Here is a 17,596-nt window from a genome sequence, read left to right on the forward strand (position 1 = left end):
CAGGGCGTTTCGCCGCGGCCTGACGGGGGAGGTCTTCCGAAACGATGATCGGGTCGCGCGGCGGGGGTCGCGAGTAGTCAGGTGGTGACATGCAGCGCGGTGGCGAAGTGGGCGAGGGAACCGGGGATCTCGGGCCGGAGCCCGCGGGGCCGCGCGCGCGGGCCCGCCGCGGCAGGCATCGCCGCAAGGGGGCCGACGGTGTCACCGGAGACTTCGACCCCAGGGGCCGGAGCGGCCGGATGGCGGTGACCTACAAGTACTTCGGCGCCCCCGACGGCGCCACCGCCGCCCGTGTGCCGCTGTCGATGCGGCCCGAGGAGCTGGGCGGCGACGAGCTGGGCCAGGGCATGTTCACGCGCATCAAGCCGGAAACGATGGCCGCCATGGTCCTCACCGGCATCGAGGGCATCCCGCTGCACCGCGTCCCGCCGCTGGAGCTGGTCGTCCTCCACCCCGACTACGCGGTCGTGAAATTGCCCACAACGGCCGTGGACCCGCTGCGCGGCATCGGGGACGAGACGGTCGGCGCGGCGGCGTTCATCTGGTCCACGGTCCCCGACCGCAGCGGCCCCAGCGACGCGTTCGGCGTCTACCGGCTGCTCAACGAGTGGCAGGACTTCTCGCGCCGCCTCCACGAGGCCGGTCATCAGCCGTACTGCCTGGTCTGGCCCTGACCCCATGCGGTAGACATGGTGGCCCTGCCGGTTCGATCGAGGGAGGGCGACCGGTGCGGCGCACCGCGACCACGACGCAGGCGCTTCTCGGGGGGCTGACGGCGGTGCTCCTGGCCGCCTGCTCCCCCGGGCTCGGCGGCGGCGACACGGAGGACCCGGGCGAGCAGCCCGCGGCGCCCCGCGCCCAGGAGCCGGCGCCGGGACGTTTCTCCGGCCTGCCGGAGCCCTGCGGCGCCATCCCGGCCGAGACGCTCCGCGAGCTGCTGCCGGGCGGCGCGGCCGAGGACTACGCGGGCGAGCCGCGCGTGACATACGACACGGGCCGCCGCGTCGGCTGCTCCTGGGGGACGGTGGACGGCGCCGACGCGTACCGGCTCGCGATCGGCATGCTGCGCGTCGTCTCCTACGACCCGGCGGTCAGCGACGACGACCAGGCGGAACGGGACTTCGAGGAACGCGCCACCGACGCGGGCATCCCCGCGGACGCCCCGGCGGGGGGCGCGCTCGCGCCGCGGATGCTGGAGGGCATCGGCCAGATCGCGTACGTCGACGACCGGCTGATCGCGTCAGACGGCGGCCCGACGCGCGAGATCGATCTGACCTTCAGGAGCGCGAACGTTATCGTCACTGTGCAGTACGCCGTCTCGACCAGCGCGCCGGACGCCGTGCCGGAGAGCGAACCGCTCCAGCAGCGGGCCGGGACCGTCGCCCGGGGGCTCGCGGACGGCTTCGACGCCTAGCCGGGACGGGTCGCCGTGGAGGCGGCCTGCCACCGACCACAGGAGCGATAACCTCATGGACCGCAACGCCAAGCGCCTCGCCGTGCGGACGGCGGCCTGGGCAGCCGTGCCCGTGCTGCTCGCCGCCGGCTGTTCCTCGGACTCGTCCGGTTCCGACGACGGGGCGGGCTCCGACGGCCCCACGAGCGCGGCGCCGACGCCCGAGCCCGTACGGTTCGCGGCGCTGCCGGACGTCTGCGCGACGGTCGGGGCCGATCTGATCGGGGAGTACGTGCCCCGCGCCGACCCGGAGGACGGGGACACGCTCACCTCCTCGGACACGACCAGCTCGGCGACCTGCCTGTGGAGCGGCCTGGACGACTACCAGTTCCGCTCGCTGACCGTCTCGCTGCGGCGCTTCGACTCGGACCTGTCCATCGGCAGCGGCGACGAGCGCGCGGCGGGCTACGCGGATCAGGTCACCGAGGAGGTCACCGGCGACGACGCCAACCAGGACGTCGAGACGGGCGCGCTGGACGAGGCGGGCGACGAGGCCGGCTGGATCGGCTACTCCGTCACCAAGACCGACGAGGACGACAACGAGCAGGACTACCGCGAGAACCGCGTCGTCGCGCGCGTCGACAACGTCGTGCTGACCGTGGACTACTCGGGCGCGGGCCTCGAAGGCGAGGACATGCCGGGCGCGGACGCGATCGCGGACGGCGCGGTCGCGGTGGCGCGCGAGGCCACCGCCCGGCTGGACGCGTGGGGCGAGGAGAACGCGGGCGGCGCGCCGGAGTCGGACGGGTCCGAGGCACCGGACGAGTCGGGCGATTCCGGCGAGTCGGAGGAGAACGAGCCCCCGGGGAACGCTCAGGACAAGCCCGACGACAACGGGTGATCCCCCGGCGGGAGTTCGCGCGTTTGTGCGGATCCGCGGCTGACCTCTCTTGACGCATGTGCCAGTCTGGCGGCCGGAGTTCTCTCCGTTCGTTCAGTTGTCCAGTCGAGTCGGGAGGGACCGCGGGTGGCCGCGATCAAGCTCACACGCGCACACCGCATACTCGTCGGCATCGTCCTCGCCGGTGCCGTCGTCATCGCGGCGATCGGCTTCGCGGGCTCCTACGCCTCCGTGCGCGAGCTGGCCGAGGAGAAGGGCTTCGGGGCCTTCTCGCCGTTCTTCCCGATCGGCGTGGACGCGGGCATCGTCGTCCTGCTGGCGCTCGACCTGCTGCTGACGTGGCTGCGCATCCCGTTCCCGATGCTGCGGCAGTCGGCCTGGCTGCTGACGGCGGCGACGATCGCGTTCAACGGCGCCTCCGCCTGGGGCGATCCGCTCGCCGTCGGCATGCACGCGATCATCCCGCTGCTGTTCGTCATCACGGTGGAGGCGGCGCGGCACGCGATCGGCCGCGTCGCGGACATCACGGCGGACAAGCACATGGAGGGCGTGCGCATCTGGCGCTGGTTCCTCTCGCCGCTGCCGACGTTCCGCCTGTGGCGGCGCATGAAGCTGTGGGAGCTGCGCAGTTACGAGGAGGTCATCGGGATGGAGCGTGACCGGCTCGTGTACCAGGCGCGGCTGCGGGCGGACTACGGGCGCGGGTGGCGGCGGCGGGCGCCCGTCGAGGCGCGCATGCCGCTGAAGCTGGCGCGGTACGGGGTCCCGCTGCACGAGACCGCCCCCGCGGGCCTCGCGGCGGCGGAGCGCGAGGCGCTGCCGCCGGGCGGCGCGTACGTCCCCGAGCAGCGGACGTACGGCCAGGCGCCGCGCGCGCAGGCCCCGGCGGCGCCGACCGCGCCGGTGGACGAGGGCGGGCCGGGCGAGCCGTGGTGGGTGGACAACCAGCCGCAACACCAGCTCCAGCCGCAGCCGGAGCCCCAGCCGCAGATGACCGTGCCGGTCGGATCGGGCGGCAGGGTGCGTCCCCTCGGCAGCGCCCCCGTCAACGGCCACGCGCAGTACCACCGCCCGGAGGCGCCGCCGCAGATCGTCCCGCAGGCGCGGCAGGAACCGAGGCCCGCCGAACCGGAACCCGAGCCCGAGCCCGTCCCCGAGCCCCAGCAGCTCCAGCCCGAACAGCCCCAGCCCGCCGACCCGGCCACGCCCCTCAGCGCGGCCGACGCCGAGGCGTACTACGCCGCCTTCCGCCAGTACGTGCTGGAGAACGGCGAGTTCCCCAACGCGCGGCTCCTCTCGCGGTTCCTCAACGAGCGCTTCGGCATCACGGACGGCCAGGGCTCGCTGCTGAGCGAGCAGTACCTCCGCGAGTTCATCCGCAGCTTCAAGCAGCGCTACAGCGGCGAGATGGGCACCGGCGTCTGACCGCCGGCGCCCCCGCGCCCCGTTCAGCCGCCGAGCAGCGCCCGCACCCGGTCGGCGCCCACCGCCAGCAGCAGCGTCGGCAGCCGCGGCCCCGTCTCGCCGCCGACCAGCAGCCGGTACAGCAGCGCGAAGAACGCCCGCTGCGCCGCCTTCAGTTCGGGCGTCGGCTTCGCGTCGGGCGTCAGCCCGGCCTGCACCTTGGGCACGCCGTAGACGAGCGACGTCAGCCCGTCGAGCGACCAGTGGCTGTCGAGCCCGGCGAGCAGCAGTCGCAGCGACTCGCGCCGCTGCTCGTCGAGCGACCCGAGCAGTTCCTCGTCCGGCGTCGCCCGCACGCGGGTGCGCGCCTCGGGCGGCATCTGCGTCTCCACCCAGCGCGCCGCCCGGTCGAGCCGGGGCCGCACCTCGTCCAGCGAGCCGACCGGGTGCTCCGGGTCGAGGTCGGCGAGGATGCGGAGCGTCTGCTCCTCGTCCCCTGTGGTGATGTCGAGGACGGACGTGAGCGTCCGGTACGGCAGCCGCCGCGGCGTCGCGGGCAGGGCACCCGCCGCCGTGCCGACCGCGCGGGTCCAGGCGGCGAGGTCGCCCGGCTGGGCGGTCCCGTCGGCGACCTTGCGGTCGAGCGCGTCCCACTCGTCGTAGGTCCGCTGGATCTCGCCGTCGAAGGCGATCTTGAACGACTGGTTGGGCCGCCGCCGCGCGTACAGCCAGCGCAGCAGCGGCGCCTCCATGATCTCCAGCGCGTCGGCCGCGATCGGCACGCCGCCGCGCGAGCTGGACATCTTGGCCATGCCGGTGATGCCGACGAACGCGTACATCGGGCCGATCGGCCGCTCGCCGCCGAAGACCTCCTTGACGAGCTGCCCGCCGACGACCCAGGACGAGCCGGGCGAGTGGTGGTCGACACCGGCGGGCTCGAAGACCACGCCCTCGTACGTCCAGCGCATGGGCCAGTCGACCTTCCACACGAGCTTGCCGCGCGTGTGGACGGCGAGCTTCACGCTCTCCCGGTGCCCGCACTCGCAGACGTAGTCGAGGTCGGTCGTCTCGTCGTCGTACGCGGTGATGGCCGTGGTGTCGCGGCCGCAGACGGAGCAGTAGGGCTTGTACGGGTAGTACTCGCCGCTGCCGCCGCTGCCGTCGTCCTCGCTGGCCGCGCCCGAACCCTCCACGGCCGCCTGCTCCGCCGCGTCGTCCGACGCCTCGGGCGCCTCCTTGGCCTGCTTGGTGCGGTAGCGGTCCAGGACGGCGTCGATGCGGCGCCGCTCGCGCATGGCGAAGAGGATCTGCTCCTGGTAGGCGCCTGACGTGTACTGCTCGGTCTGCGAGATGGCGCGGACCTCGACGCCCAGCTCGGCGAGCGCGGCGACCAGCGGCGCCTTGAAGTGCTCGGCCCAGCTGGCGTACGGGCTGCCGGGCGGCGGGGGCACCTCGGTCAGCGGCTTGCCGATGTGCTCGGCCCAGGACGCGTCCACGCCGACCCCGGCCGGGACCTTGCGGAAGCGGTCGTAGTCGTCCCAGGAGACCAGGTGGTCGCAGGGGATGCCGCGGCGCCTGATCTCGTCGGCGACGAGGTGCGGGACCATGACCTCGCGCAGGTTCCCGAGGTGGATGGGGCCCGACGGACTCAGCCCGGAGGCGCAGACGACGGGTTTGCCGGGGGCGCGTCGTTCCGCCTCGGCGATGACCTCGTCCGCGAGTCGGGAGACCCAGTCCGCGGTCTCCGGGGTGGTCTGAACCACAGCAGGCACACACTTTCTTGGGATCGAATGGGGATCGGATGGGTATCGGAGGGCCCCTGTCAGGGGCGTCCGGGACGTCGGCGGTGGGGCCGACGGCCCCCATTCTTCCACCAGCGGGCGGGCGGACGCCCGTGGGATACTGGCGCCCATGACCGCGGTCCCCTCCCTCAGCACCTCAGTCCAGCGCCTCCTCTCCGCAGCCATCGACGCCGCCCTGCCCGACGCGGCCGGCGCCGATCCGCTGCTGCGACCGAGCGACCGCGCGGACTTCCAGGCGAACGGCCTGCTGGCCCTCGCCAAGCGGCTGAAGGGCAACCCGCGCGAGCTGGCCGGCACGGTCGCCGCCGGTGTGGCGCGTGACGGGCTGATCGGCGGCATCGAGGTGTCGGGGCCCGGATTCCTCAACATCACGGTGACCGACGAGGCGCTGGTCTCCACCCTCGCCGCGCGCGCCGCCGACGAGCGGCTCGGCGTCCCGCTGGCCGCCGCCCCCGGCACGATGATCATCGAGTACTCGCAGCCGAACGTCGCCAAGGAGATGCACGTCGGCCACCTGCGCTCGACGGTCATCGGCGACGCGCTCGTGCGGATCATGGAGTTCCGCGGCGAGAAGGTGATCCGGCGCAATCACATCGGCGACTGGGGCACGCAGTTCGGCATGCTCATCCAGTACCTGACCGAGCACCCGGGCGAACTCGACCACGGCGCGGACGCCGACGCGGGCGACGCCGCCATGTCCCGGCTGAACCGGCTCTACCGTGCGTCGCGCGCGGTGTTCGACAGCGACGCCGAGTTCAAGGAGCGCGCGCGGCGGCGCGTCGTCGCGCTCCAGGCGGGCGACCCGGAGACCGTCGCGCTGTGGCGGCGCATCGTGGACGAGTCCACGGTGTACTTCAACGCGGTGTACAACCGGCTGGACGTGCTGCTGACGGACGACGACATCGTCGGCGAGTCCGCGTACAACTCCGATCTCGCCACGCTCGCGGACGAGTTGGAGCAGTCGGGCGTCGCGGTGCGGTCCGCGGGCGCGCTGTGCGTGTTCTTCGACGACGTGCGCGGCCAGGACGGCGAGCCGGTGCCGCTGATCGTGCGCAAGGCGGACGGCGGCTTCGGGTACGCGGCGACCGACCTCGCGGCGATCCGCAACCGGGTCGGCGTCCTCGGCGCGGACACGATGCTCTACATCGTGGACGCCCGGCAGGCGCTGCACTTCAAGATGGTCTTCGAGACGGCGCGGCGCGCGGGCTGGCTGCCCGAAGGGGTCGCGCACCACCTGCCGTTCGGCACGGTGCTCGGCAAGGACGGCAAGCCGTTCAAGACGCGCTCGGGCGAGACCGTGCGGCTGATGGACCTGCTGGACGAGGCCGTCGAACGGGCCGCCGAGGTCGTCCGCTCCAAGGCGCCTGACCTGCCGGAGGCCGAGGCGGCGGAACGGGCGCGCGAGGTCGGCATCGGCGCGGTCAAGTACGCGGACCTGTCGACCTCGCGGACGCGCGACTACGTCTTCGACCTCGACCGGATGGTGTCCCTCAACGGCGACACGAGCGTCTACCTCCAGTACGCGTACGCCCGTATCCAGTCGATCCTGCGGCGCGCCGCTGAGCGGTCGGCCGGACCGGCCGCCGCGCACCGGGAGTTGGCGCTCGCCCCGGCCGAACGGGCGCTCGGGCTGCACCTGGACGACTTCGCGGAGACCCTCGAAGGGGTCGCGGCGAGCTACGAGCCGCACAAGCTGGCGGGGTATCTCTACGCGCTGGCCTCGCACTTCACGACGTTCTACGACCAGTGCCCGGTGCTGCGCGCCGAGGACGCGGCGACGGTCGCCAACCGCCTGTTCCTGTGCGGGCTGACGGCGCGGACGCTGGCGCAGGGCATGGCGCTGCTCGGGATCGAGACGCCCGAGCGGCTGTGAAGCGGCTGTTGCGCAGCGTCAGTTCCTGATGAACATCGCGTGACCGACCGGGAGGCGCCCTTGCCGTGGCGCCTCCCGGCAGCCGATGCTTCCGACAGGTGAGCGAACGGCGAACGGACGTACAACAGTTCCGGCCCCAGGAATGTCATGCCCATGCCACTCCGAGGATGCCGCCGCGCGCCCTCCCGCACCGCGCACCCCGCACCACACCCCCGCAACGCACCACCGATGAGGAGGAGACCCCTCGCATGGCAGTGCTGCGTACCACCCTCCGCACCACCGCGCTCGCCGCCGCCGCGCTCACGCTCGGCGCCGCGTTCAGCCTCCCCGCCGAGGCCGGAGTCCGGCAGGACGCCGCCCCGGCCGACGCCCGCGCGCTGATCGCGAACGCGGGCGCCCCCGGCACCGTCAAGGGCAGCTACATCGTCCTGCTGGAGCAGTCCGCGTTCGCCGCCGGCTCGCCCCGCGCCGAACGCCTCGCCGCCTCCTACGAGACGGAGATCACCAGCACGTACGACACCGTGCTGAACGGCTTCGCGGTGGAGGCCACCGAGGCCGAGGCCGTGGCGCTCGCCGCCGACCCGGCCGTGGCCCAGGTCGTCCAGAACCAGCGCGTCCGCGTCGCCGCGACCCAGCCGAGCCCGCCGTCCTGGGGCCTCGACCGGATCGACCAGCCCGACCTCCCGCTCAACCAGTCCTACACGTACCCGAACAGCGCGGGCTCGGGCGTGACGATCTACGTCGTGGACACCGGCATCCGCTACACGCACCAGGACTTCGGCGGCCAGGCCACGTTCGGCTACGACGCCTTCGGCGGCAACGGCTCCGACGGCTACGGCCACGGCACCCACGTCGCCGGGACCGCCGCCGGGACCCGCTACGGCGTCGCCAAGAACGCGGACCTCGTCTCCGTCCGCGTCCTCGACAACTCCGGCTACGGCACCACCGAGACCGTCGCCAACGGCGTCGAGTGGGTCACCGAGAACGCCGACGGACCGTCCGTCGCCAACCTGAGCCTCGGCGGCGGCCCCGACCCGGTGATCGACGCGGCCGTCCGCGCCTCCATCGCCTCCGGCGTCACCTACGCCATCGCCGCCGGCAACAGCTACGGCGCCAACGCGGCCAACTACTCCCCGGCCCGCGTCACCGAGGCCATCACGGTGGCGTCGAGCGCGAGCAACGACGCGCGCTCCTCGTTCTCCAACATCGGCGCGGTCGTGGACATCTACGCCCCCGGCACCGGCATCACGTCGGCGTGGAGCACGTCCGACACCGCCACCAACAACATCTCCGGCACGTCGATGGCCACGCCGCACGTCGCGGGCGTCGCCGCCATCTACCTGTCGTCCAACCCGACGGCGAGCCCGGCGGCCGTGCGCAACGCGGTCGTCGCCCTGGGCGAGCCCAACACCGTCACCAACCAGGGCGCGAGCACCACGCGCACCCTCCTCCAGGTGAGCTGACCCCCACCACCGGCCCCCGCGCGTCAGAGCGGCAGCACGGCTCGTGCCAGCTCGCGCGCGGGGGCGCGGCGGTAGTCGTGCCCCACGCCCTGCGCGCGCGTGGGGTGCACGCGGTTGGTCAGCAGGACGAGGAGCACGCCCGTCGCCGGGTCGGCGACGACGCTCGTGCCGGTGAAGCCGGTGTGGCCGAACGCGGTGGGCGACGCCAACTCCCCCATCCAGCCCGGCTGGTCGAGCTGCCAGCCCAGGCCGCGCGCCGCCTCGGGCCCGAGCTGCGCGCCGTTCTGCGGTCTGAGCATCTCCCGTACGGACGCGGGCGACAGGACGCGCCGGTCGCCGTACGCGCCGCCGTTCAGCACCGTCTGCGTGAAGACGGCCAGGTCGTGGGCGGTGGAGAAGATCCCCGCGTGGCCCGCGACACCGCCGAGGTGGTGGGCGTTCTCGTCGTGCACCGTGCCGCGCACCAGCGCGCGGCCCGTCCACGGCTGCGCCTCCGTCGCGGCGACGCGCGGCAGCAGCGACGCGGGCGGCCGGTAGCCGGTGTCGGCCAACTCCAGAGGCCCGGTGATCAGTTCGGCCACCAGCGCGTCGAGCCCCCGCCCCGCCACCGCCTCGCAGCACGCGCCCAGCGCGATCAGCCCGAGATCCGAGTACGCGTACCCCGGCGTCAGCGGCTGCCCGGCGATGGCGGCGAGCACGGCGTCCCGGCCGTCGTACGGCGCGAGGTCGATCACCGGCGGCAGGCCGCCCGTGTGTGTCAGCAGCCCGCGCGGCGTCAGCCCGGGCGCCTGCGGGAAGCCCGGCAGGTACGCGGCGACCGGCGCGTCCAGGTCCAACTCCCCGCGCTCCGCCAGCGCCACCGCCACCACGGCCGTGAACAGCTTGGACAGCGACGCGAGATCGAACACCGTGTCACGCCGCATCGCGACGTCCTCGCCCCCGAACCGCACCGCCGAGCCGCCCGCCTCGTGCACGACGACCACCCCGCGCCGCGCCGCCAGCACGACGAACCCCGGGTACGCGCCCGCCCCTTCGCGCAGCAGGTGCCCGCGCGCCGCCGGGACGATCCGCGCGACGCCCGCCGGATCGAGCCCGGCCTCGCGCGGCGACCCGTACCGCAGGACGTGCGTCATGCCTCCCGGTGCACCTTCGTGTTGGACGCCTGGGCGCGCGGACGCAGCACCAGCAGGTCGACGTTCACGTGCGGCGGCCGCGTCACGGCCCACGCGACGGTGTCCGCCACGTCGTCGGCCGTCAGCGGCTCGGCGACCCCCTCGTACACCTTCGCGGCCCGCGCCTCGTCGCCGCCGAAGCGCACGAGCGAGAACTCCTCGGTCCGCACCATGCCCGGCGCGATCTCGATCACCCGCACCGGACGGTCCACGATCTCCAGGCGCAGCGTCTCCGCCAGCACGTGCGCCCCGTGCTTCGCGGCGACGTACCCGGCGCCGCCCTCGTACGTGCCGTGCCCGGCCGTCGAGGAGACGACCACCACCGTCCCCGCGCCCGAGGCGGTCAGCGCGGGCAGCAGGGCCTGCGTCACGTGGAGGACGCCGAGGACGTTGACCTCGTACATCGCGCGCCAGTCGCCCGGGTCGGCGTCGGCGACGCTGTCCATGCCGAGGGCGCCGCCCGCGTTGTTCACCAGCACGTCGCACCGCTCAAGCGACGCCGCGAACGCGTCCACGGCCGCCCGGTCCGTGACGTCCAGCGCGTGGGCGCGCGCCGCCCGGCCGCCGCCCGTCAGCGTGGCGGCCAGCTCCTCGATCCGCTCGGCACGGCGGGCGGTCAGCACCACCTCGTACCCCTCGGCCGCGAGGCGCCGCGCCGTGGCCGCCCCGATCCCGCTGCTCGCGCCCGTCACGACGGCGATGGGCCTGTCCGACACGTGTGCCTCCCGCGTTCTCAGTGCTCCCGTGGCACATACATGATGACCGCGACGCCCACGAGGCAGATCAGCGCCCCGATCACATCCCACCTGTCGGGACGGAACCCGTCCGCCACCATGCCCCACGCGAGCGACCCGGCGACGAACACCCCGCCGTACGCGGCCAGGATGCGGCCGAACTCGGCGTCCGGCTGGAGCGTCGCCACGAAGCCGTAGACCCCGAGCGCCACCAGACCGCCGCCGATCCACAGCCAGCCGCGGTGCTCCCGCACCCCCTGCCACACCAGCCACGCCCCGCCGATCTCGCACAGCGCGGCCAGCACGAACAGCGCGATCGACCGGGCGACGCTCACCCGCCCGCCGCCCGCAGCCGCTGCGCGAACTCCGTGGCCCAGTACGTCAGCACCATGTCGGCACCGGCGCGCCGGAACGACATCAGCGTCTCCTCGATCGCCCGCTCACGATCCAGCCAGCCGCGCTCCGCCGCCGCCTCGACCATCGCGTACTCACCGGAGATCTGGTACGCCGCCACCGGCACCGGCGACGCGTCCGCGACGCTCCGCAGCACGTCGAGGTACGGCATGCCCGGCTTCACCATCACCATGTCGGCGCCCTCGGCGACGTCGAGTTCCAGCTCGCGCAGCGCCTCGCGGGCGTTCGGCGGGTCCTGCTGGTACGTCCTGCGGTCGCCCTTGAGCGACGAGTTGACGGCCTCGCGGAACGGGCCGTAGAACGCCGACGCGTACTTCACCGAGTACGCCAGCACGCCCACGTCCTGGTGCCCCGCCGCCTCCAGCGCGTCGCGGATCACGCCGATCTGGCCGTCCATCATGCCGCTCGGGCCCAGCACGTGCGCGCCCGCGTCGGCCTGCACCACGGCCATCTCCGCGTACCGCAGCAGCGTCGCGTCGTTGTCCACCCGCCCGCGCGCGTCCAGCACGCCGCAGTGCCCGTGGTCGGTCACCTCGTCCAGGCACACGTCGGACATCACGACCAGGTCGTCCCCGACCTCCTCGCGCACCGCCCGCAGGCCGCGCTGCAGGATGCCGTCCGGGTCCGTGCCCGGCGTGCCCACCGCGTCCTTCTTCGCGTCCTCGGGGACACCGAAGAGCATGATGCCGCCGACCCCGGCCTCCACCGCCTCGGCCGCCGCCTTCCGCAGGGAGTCCAGCGTGTGCTGGGACACCCCCGGCATGGAGGAGATGGCCACCGGCTCGGAGATCCCCTCGCGCACGAAGGCGGGCAGGATCAGGTCCGCCGCGTCCAGCCGGTGCTGCGCCACCATCCGCCGCATCGCGGGGGTGGTGCGCAGCCGCCGGGGGCGCGTCCGGGGGTAGTTCATGACGTCCTCTCACGCGCCGCGCGGCGCGCGGGCCCGCACCACCGCCTTACGGGGTGCGGGTCCGCCTGCGCTGCGGGCGCTTCTCGCTCGGCCGCTTCAGCACCTCGCCGGCCTCCAGGGCCGCGAGCCGCCGGTCGGCACCGTACTGCGCCAGGGCCTCGGTCAGCTTCTGCACCGAGGGCTCGGGCGCCATCACATCGACGCGCAGGCCGTGTTCCTCGGCGGTCCGCGCGGTCGCCGGGCCGATGCAGGCGATCACCGTCACGTTGTGCGGCTTGCCCGCGATCCCGACGAGGTTGCGCACCGTGCTCGACGACGTGAACAGCACCGCGTCGAACCCGCCGCCCTTGATGGCCTCCCGCGTCTCGGCGGGCGGCGGCGAGGCGCGCACCGTCCGGTAGGCGGTCACGTCGTCCACCTCCCAGCCCAGCTCGACCAGGCCCGCCACCAGCGTCTCGGTGGCGATGTCGGCGCGCGGCAGGAAGACGCGGTCGATCGGGTCGAACACCGGGTCGTAGGGTGGCCAGTCCTCCAGCAGCCCGGCGGCCGACTGCTCGCCGCTCGGCACCAGGTCGGGCCGTACGCCGAACGTGCGCAGCGCCCGCGCCGTCTGCTCCCCGACGGCCGCCACCTTGATCCCGGCGAACGCGCGCGCGTCGAGCCCGTACTCCTCGAACTTCTCGCGGATCGCCCGCACCGCGTTGACCGACGTGAACGCGATCCACTCGTACCTGCCGGTGACCAGGCCCTTGACCGCCCGGTCCATCTGCTGCGGCGTACGCGGCGGCTCGACGGCGATCGTCGGCACCTCGCTCGGCACCGCGCCGTACGAGCGCAGCTGCTCGGACAGCGACGCCGCCTGCTCCTTGGTGCGCGGCACCAGGACCTGCCAGCCGAACAGCGGCTTCGACTCGAACCACGACAGCGGCTCACGCCGTTCGGCCGCGCCGCCCGCGCCGACGACCGCTATGACGGAGCGGTCGCCCTCCGGGGACGGCAGCACCTTGGCGGACTTCAGGGTCCGCTCGACCGTGCCGAGCGTCGCCGACCAGGTGCGCTGGCGCGTCGTCGTGCCCGCGACGGTGACGGACAGCGGGGTGTCCGGCTTGCGCCCGGCGGCGACCAGCCGGGCCGCCGTGACGCCCACGGTGTCGAGGGACGTGCTGACGACGACGGTCGCGTCGGACGTGCCGACCTCGTTCCAGCAGCGCTCGTCGGCCGTGGCGGCGTCCACGAAGCGCACGTCGCCGCCCTCGGGGCGCCGCAGCGGCACCCCCGCGTAGGCGGCCACGCCCACCGCGTGGGAGACGCCGGGCACGACCTCGAAGGTGATGCCCTCGCCGGCGAGCGCCAGCATGTCGGCCGTCGCGTCCGTGTCGAGGCCGGGATCGCCCGCGACCGCACGGACGACCCGGCTGCCGGAGCGCGCGGCCCGCATGACAAGATCGGCGACATCACCGGCGACGGCTGCCGCGGCGTCCTGCAGCGGCGTGTCCGTCTCCGGCCGTACGTGCTCGCGGACGACCTCGTACGCCTCCGGGTCCGCGACCAGCACGTCGGCCTGCCGCAGCGCGTCGACGGCGCGCAACGTCAGCAGACCCGGGTCACCGGGTCCCGCGCCGAGGAAGGTGACGTGCCCGAGGGCTGTGTGGACTTCGCCGGCCGGCTTCGCGGTGACGTGCGGCTGGGGGCGTGTGGTGCGTGCGGCGGTGGGGCTCAATGTTCTCGCTCCCCCATCAGACCGGCCGCGCCCTTGGCGAGCATCTCCTCGGCGAGCGCACGGCCGACGGCCGCCGCCTCTCCGGGGGACGCCGGCAGGGGACCGGTGGTGGACAGCTGCACCAGCGTGGTGCCGTCGGTGGTGCCGACGACGCCGCGCAGGCGCAGTTCGGTGACGTTCTGCCCGTGCGTTCCGTCGCCCGGGAGCAGGTCGGCGTACGCGCCCACGGGCGCGCTGCAACCGGCTTCCAGGGTGGCGAGCAGGGCGCGCTCGGCGGTCACGGCGGCCCGGGTGTGCGGGTCGTCGAGGCCGGAGAGTCGGGTGACGAGGTCCGCGTCGGACGCGGCGCACTCGATCGCCAGTGCCCCCTGGCCGGGGGCGGGCAGCATGATGTCGGGGGACAGCGCCTCGCTGATCTCCCCCGCGCGGCCGAGGCGGTGCAGCCCGGCGGCGGCGAGCACGACGGCGTCCAGCTCGCCGGAGCGGACGAAGCCGATCCTCGTGTCCACGTTCCCCCGGATCGCGACCGTCTCGACGGGGCGGCCGAGCGAGCGTGCCCAGGAGTTGAGCTGTGCCGCGCGGCGCGGCGAGCCGGTGCCGATGCGCACCGGGCGGGTGGCGTCCGCCGTGAGCCCGTCGAACGTCAGCCCGTCGCGTGCCACGAGGACGTCGCGCGGGTCGGCGCGGGTCGGCAGCGCGGCCAGCGCCAGGCCCTCGGGCTCGGCGGTGGGCAGGTCCTTCAGGGAGTGCACGGCGAAGTCGATCTCCCCGGCGAGCAGTGCCTCGCGCAGCGCGGAGACGAAGACGCCGGTGCCGCCGATGGTGGCGAGCGCCTCACGGGAGACGTCGCCGTAGGTGGTGATCTCGACCAGTTCGACGGGGCGGCCGGTCAGCCGGGTGACCTGCTCGGCGACGCCCCCCGACTGCGCCATGGCGAGCTGGGAGCGCCGCGTGCCGAGCCGCAGGGGCCGGTGCGTCGCGTTCATGACCGCTCCTGTTCCGGGTGGGCGTGGTGGGTGTGGTGGGCGTACGGCGTGGGGGCCGGAACGGTCTCCGGCAGTCGTCCCGCGCCGAGCGTGACGGGGGTGCCGGGGGTGGCCGTGCCGTCCCCGGCGTCGGCGCCCGCGAGGTCGAACAGCTGGCGCAGGGCCGCCGCGTAGTACGCGCCGCCCGGCTCGCCCGCCAGTTCCTTGACGCGGACGGTCGGCGAGTGCAGCAGCTTGTCGACGACGCGGCGCACGGTCCTGGTGATCTCGGTCCGTTCCTTGTCGTCGAGTCCCGGCAGCCTGCCGTGCAGCCGGGCGAGTTCGGCGGCGACGACGTCGGCGGCCATGGCGCGCAGGGCGACCACGGTGGGCGTGATGTACGCGGCGTGCCGTGCGGCGCGGAAGGCCGCGACCTCCTCGGCGACGATGCGGCCCACGGCGTCCACGTCGGCGGCCATCGGCGCGTCGGCGGAGGCGGCGGCGAGCGACTCGATGTCCACGAGCCGGACGCCGGTGAGGCGGTGCACGTCGGCGTCCACGTCGCGGGGCATCGCCAGGTCGAGCACGGCCAGTTCGGGCGCCGGGTCGGTGTGGCCCTCGACGGCGGGGCAGGGCCTGGCGGCGGCACGGCGGGCGCGTTCGCGCAGGGCTCCGGCGACGGCGCCCGCGGTCAGGACGAGGCCGGTGGCGCCCGTACAGGACACGACGATGTCGGCGAGGGCCAGCTCGGCGGCCATGGAGATGGCGTTGATCGGGACGGCGCGGGCGCGGGTGCCCTCGCCGGCGCCGAGGGCCCCGGCAAGGCGTTCGGCGCGGTCCAGCGTCCTGTTGGCGATCACCAGTTCGGACACACCGGCGCGGGCGAGCGTCGTCGCGGCCAGCGAGGACATGGAACCGGCGCCGATCACGAGGGCGCGCCGCCCGCGCGGCCACTCCGTCCCGGCGGCCGGGGCGAGCTGGTCGAGGCCGACCGTGACGAGCGACTGCCCGGCGCGGTCGATGGCGGTCTCGCTGTGCGCCCGCTTGCCGACGCGCAGGGCCTGCTGGAAGAGGTCGTTGAGGAGGCGGCCCGCGGTGTGCTCGTCCTGGGCGAGGGCGAGGGCCGCCTTGATCTGGCCGAGGATCTGCCCCTCGCCGACGACCATCGAGTCCAGCCCGCAGGCGACGTCGAAGAGGTGCCGGACGGCGTCGTCCTCGTGGTGCAGGTAGAGGTACGGCGCCAGCTCGGCGGCGGGGACGCCGCTGTGCCGCGCCAGGAGGGCGGTGAGGGCGTCCGCGCCGTCGCGCGCATCCTGCTCCACGGCGGCGTACAGCTCGATGCGGTTGCAGGTGGACAGCACGGCGGCCTCGGCGGCCGGGCCGAGGCCGCGGGTCCCCACGGCCGCGTGCAGCAGCGCGGGCCGCTCCTCCGGCGCGAGCGCGGCCCGTTCCAGGAGGCTGACGGGCGCGCCGCGGTGGCTGATGCCGATGACGAGCAGCGTCATGCGGGCACCACCGCCTGCATGCCGTCCCCGGGGCCGGGTTCGTCGTCGCCGCCGGGCGCGGGGAGGTCGCGGCCGATCGGCCCGCCGAGGTCCTCGGCGGCCTTGCGCTGCTCGTGGAACGCGAGGATCTGCAGCTCGATGGACAGGTCCACCTTCCGCACGTCCACGCCGTCGGGCACGGTCAGCACGGTCGGGGCGAAGTTGAGGATGGAGGTGACCCCGGCGGCCACCAGCCGGTCGCACACCTGCTGCGCGGCGCCACCCGGAGTGGTGATGACGCCGATGGAGACGCCACCCGCGTGGATGATCGTCTCCAGGTCGTCCACGTGCTGCACGGCGATGCCCGCGACCTGCTTGCCGGTCATGGCGGGGTCGGCGTCGATCAGCGCGGCGACGCGGAAGCCGCGGGAGGCGAAGCCGCCGTAGTTGGCGAGGGCGGCGCCCAGGTTGCCGATGCCGACGATGACGACGGGCCAGTCCTGGGTGAGGCCCAGTTCACGGGAGATCTGGTAGACGAGATACTCGACGTCGTAGCCGACGCCGCGGGTGCCGTAGCTGCCGAGGTAGGAGAAGTCCTTGCGGAGCTTCGCCGAGTTGACGCCGGCGGCACCGGCCAGCTCCTCCGAGGAGACCGTGGGGACCGAGCGCTCGGAGAGCGCGGTCAGCGCCCGCAGGTACAGCGGGAGCCGGGCGACGGTAGCCTCGGGGATTCCCCGGCTACGGGTCGCCGGTCGGTGTTGTCGGCCAGTTGCCACGGTGCTCCTGCCGGTCGGGCCAAGCGGAGGGCGGGCGCCCCTGGCGCGCGAGCGTGCACCGGGACCGTTCCGTCGTGACCAGGCTATGTCTTTGTGAACGCGTGCACAAAGATGGTGTCCATTTTGTCCGCCCAAAGTGACCGGTGCCACACGGATCAACGGGGACACCGGGCCACACTCCTCACCATTGCTGCCATTGCCTCACGGGCGGATAAAACGACCTCGTATCGTAATCCAAACCGGGTCAAGCTCCCAACGCGCGGCGCAACCGCCCGGCGTCCACGCGCCAGAAGTCGTGCTGCTCGCCGTCCACGAGGACCACGGGGATCTGCTCCCAGTAGAGCCGGTGCAGCTCCTCGTCGGCCGTGATGTCCTTCTCCTCCCAGGCCGCGCCCGTTTCGGCGCACACGGCCTCGACGACGGCGCGGGCGTCGTCGCACAGGTGGCAGCCGGGGCGCCCGATCAGCGTGACGAGCCGGTCGGCGGGCGCCGTGACGGGACGCGCGGCACCGGCGGAACGGTCGCGGCGCGGGCGGAGCAAGGGAGTCATGGGCCCATTGTGCCGCGCGGGAGCCCCGTGTGGTC

At 74.0% G+C, this 17,596-nt stretch carries 16 protein-coding genes; 6 read left to right on the forward strand and 10 right to left on the reverse strand.

The features are described 5' to 3' along the window. The first annotated feature begins 89 nt into the window (after positions 1–89). The 4 genes from ACIBPC_RS20615 (at position 90) to ACIBPC_RS20630 (ending at position 3,719) form a co-directional block, all read left to right on the forward strand. A complete protein-coding gene (locus tag ACIBPC_RS20615) occupies positions 90–674 on the forward strand; it encodes a hypothetical protein (RefSeq protein WP_398846524.1) in 585 nt (194 codons plus the stop codon). A gap of 53 nt (positions 675–727) precedes the next feature. Continuing rightward, positions 728–1,414 carry a hypothetical protein gene (locus tag ACIBPC_RS20620; protein ID WP_362965729.1) on the forward strand — a complete coding sequence of 229 codons (687 nt, stop codon included), beginning with the start codon at positions 728–730 and terminating at the stop codon, positions 1,412–1,414. A 55-nt stretch (positions 1,415–1,469) separates the two neighbouring features. Then, positions 1,470–2,294 carry a DUF3558 domain-containing protein gene (locus tag ACIBPC_RS20625; RefSeq protein WP_398846526.1) on the forward strand — a complete coding sequence of 275 codons (825 nt, stop codon included), beginning with the start codon at positions 1,470–1,472 and terminating at the stop codon, positions 2,292–2,294. 126 nt (positions 2,295–2,420) lie between these two features. Continuing rightward, complete coding sequence (locus tag ACIBPC_RS20630) at positions 2,421–3,719, forward strand: DUF2637 domain-containing protein (protein WP_362965733.1); 1,299 nt, start codon at positions 2,421–2,423, stop codon at positions 3,717–3,719. A 23-nt stretch (positions 3,720–3,742) separates the two neighbouring features. On the opposite strand, the gene lysS is transcribed toward ACIBPC_RS20630, so the two are convergent. Further along, a complete protein-coding gene (lysS, locus tag ACIBPC_RS20635) occupies positions 3,743–5,461 on the reverse strand; it encodes a lysine--tRNA ligase (RefSeq protein ID WP_398846591.1) in 1,719 nt (572 codons plus the stop codon). Between the two features lie 148 nt (positions 5,462–5,609). On the opposite strand from lysS, the gene argS reads away from it, so the two are divergent. Continuing rightward, on the forward strand, positions 5,610–7,373 hold the full coding sequence (gene argS, locus ACIBPC_RS20640) for an arginine--tRNA ligase (protein WP_398846528.1): 1,764 nt from the start codon (positions 5,610–5,612) through the stop codon (positions 7,371–7,373). Between the two features lie 248 nt (positions 7,374–7,621). After that, positions 7,622–8,836, forward strand: coding sequence for a S8 family peptidase (locus tag ACIBPC_RS20645; protein WP_398846530.1), 1,215 nt, complete (start codon positions 7,622–7,624; stop codon positions 8,834–8,836). Positions 8,837–8,859: 23 nt separating this feature from the next. On the opposite strand, the gene ACIBPC_RS20650 is transcribed toward ACIBPC_RS20645, so the two are convergent. The 9 genes from ACIBPC_RS20650 to ACIBPC_RS20690 all read right to left on the reverse strand — a co-directional run bounded on the left by ACIBPC_RS20650 (position 8,860) and on the right by ACIBPC_RS20690 (position 17,561). Continuing rightward, the gene (locus ACIBPC_RS20650) at positions 8,860–9,969 is read right to left on the reverse strand and encodes a serine hydrolase domain-containing protein (protein ID WP_398846532.1); all 1,110 of its coding nucleotides are present in this window, start codon (positions 9,967–9,969) and stop codon (positions 8,860–8,862) included. Next, the gene (locus ACIBPC_RS20655) at positions 9,966–10,724 is read right to left on the reverse strand and encodes an SDR family NAD(P)-dependent oxidoreductase (RefSeq protein WP_398846534.1); all 759 of its coding nucleotides are present in this window, start codon (positions 10,722–10,724) and stop codon (positions 9,966–9,968) included. The genes ACIBPC_RS20650 and ACIBPC_RS20655 overlap by 4 nt, the downstream gene beginning before the upstream one ends. Positions 10,725–10,741: 17 nt before the next feature. Next, positions 10,742–11,077, reverse strand: a complete 336-nt coding sequence (locus ACIBPC_RS20660) for a YnfA family protein (RefSeq protein WP_362965743.1) — start codon at positions 11,075–11,077, stop codon at positions 10,742–10,744. Further along, complete coding sequence (gene hemB, locus ACIBPC_RS20665) at positions 11,074–12,066, reverse strand: porphobilinogen synthase (protein WP_398846536.1); 993 nt, start codon at positions 12,064–12,066, stop codon at positions 11,074–11,076. Before hemB ends, ACIBPC_RS20660 begins: the two co-directional genes overlap by 4 nt. 46 nt (positions 12,067–12,112) lie before the next feature. Next, positions 12,113–13,786 carry a uroporphyrinogen-III synthase gene (locus tag ACIBPC_RS20670; protein WP_362965747.1) on the reverse strand — a complete coding sequence of 558 codons (1,674 nt, stop codon included), beginning with the start codon at positions 13,784–13,786 and terminating at the stop codon, positions 12,113–12,115. Then, positions 13,783–14,772: a hydroxymethylbilane synthase gene (gene hemC, locus ACIBPC_RS20675; protein WP_398846538.1), complete on the reverse strand. Its 990-nt coding sequence runs from the start codon at positions 14,770–14,772 to the stop codon at positions 13,783–13,785. Before hemC ends, ACIBPC_RS20670 begins: the two co-directional genes overlap by 4 nt. Then, on the reverse strand, positions 14,769–16,256 hold the full coding sequence (locus tag ACIBPC_RS20680) for a glutamyl-tRNA reductase (RefSeq protein ID WP_398846540.1): 1,488 nt from the start codon (positions 16,254–16,256) through the stop codon (positions 14,769–14,771). The genes hemC and ACIBPC_RS20680 overlap by 4 nt, the downstream gene beginning before the upstream one ends. After that, positions 16,253–17,011, reverse strand: a complete 759-nt coding sequence (locus ACIBPC_RS20685; protein WP_362965753.1) for a redox-sensing transcriptional repressor Rex — start codon at positions 17,009–17,011, stop codon at positions 16,253–16,255. The genes ACIBPC_RS20680 and ACIBPC_RS20685 overlap by 4 nt, the downstream gene beginning before the upstream one ends. A 244-nt stretch (positions 17,012–17,255) precedes the next feature. After that, positions 17,256–17,561, reverse strand: a complete 306-nt coding sequence (locus ACIBPC_RS20690; RefSeq protein WP_362965755.1) for a glutaredoxin family protein — start codon at positions 17,559–17,561, stop codon at positions 17,256–17,258. Positions 17,562–17,596: the final 35 nt, after the last annotated feature.

This window comes from Streptomyces sp. NPDC049879 (genome assembly GCF_044461265.1).
Lineage (GTDB): Bacteria > Actinomycetota > Actinomycetes > Streptomycetales > Streptomycetaceae > Streptomyces.